General features: G+C 55.4%; 2 protein-coding genes. One reads left to right on the top strand and one right to left on the bottom strand.

Going from position 1 to position 663, the window contains the following annotated elements; translation table 11 throughout:
- Positions 1-97 (bottom strand): hypothetical protein (locus AQS70_RS24300; RefSeq protein WP_420912348.1); only part of this gene is annotated, 97 nt, incomplete at its 3' end.
- 135 nt (positions 98-232) lie between these two features.
- Between AQS70_RS24300 and AQS70_RS10345 the strand changes: the two genes are divergently transcribed.
- On the top strand, positions 233-663 hold a 431-nt coding region (locus AQS70_RS10345; protein WP_156355125.1), incomplete at its 3' end, for a LysR family transcriptional regulator.

Here is a 663-nt window from a genome sequence, read left to right as displayed (position 1 = left end):
TGTTGTGGGTGTCGGCAGCCAGGCGATGCGCCAGCACTGACCCTGCGGGTCCAGCGCCCACGACGATGTAGTCATAAGTCTGATTGGCCGATGGCATGTCACACCTCGCCTATTTATTTTTTGTTCTTGTCCTGCACCATCCTATTGATTAATTTCGAGTTGAAAACGCGTGATTTCACCCATGGCTTGTGCGTTTATGCACAGCGACTACTGCCGGACGTAAGGAGCAACAATGTTCGACTGGAATGATCTGCGATATTTTCTCGAGCTACAGCGCAGCGGACGCCTGCTCACCGCGGCCAAGCGCCTCAATACCACCCACAGCACCGTGGCGCGGCACATTGAGCACATCGAACACCACTTGGGCACCGCGCTCTTTGTGCAACACGCCCAAGGTTACCAACTGACCCCGGCAGGCCAGGCGCTGCTCAAACATGCCGAGGCGATGGAAAACGTCGCTTTATTAGCGCAAGAAGAAATCACCCAAGCCATCACGCCCTTGGGCAAAATTCGCCTAGGCGTCACTGAAGGTATCGGCATCATATTTATCACCTCGCGATTGCGCGGGTTGTTTGAGCGCTATCCGGGGCTAGAAGTCGAGTTGGTCGCTGTTCCGCGCTTTGTCAGCATCCTCAATCGCGAGGCCGAAATCAGCATCCCCCT

Origin of the sequence: Pseudomonas endophytica, assembly GCF_001411475.1 — a bacterium.
Taxonomy (GTDB): domain Bacteria; phylum Pseudomonadota; class Gammaproteobacteria; order Pseudomonadales; family Pseudomonadaceae; genus Aquipseudomonas; species Aquipseudomonas endophytica.
The sequence above is the reverse complement of the archived record's forward strand: the minus strand, read 5'-3'. Positions and strand labels throughout refer to the sequence as shown.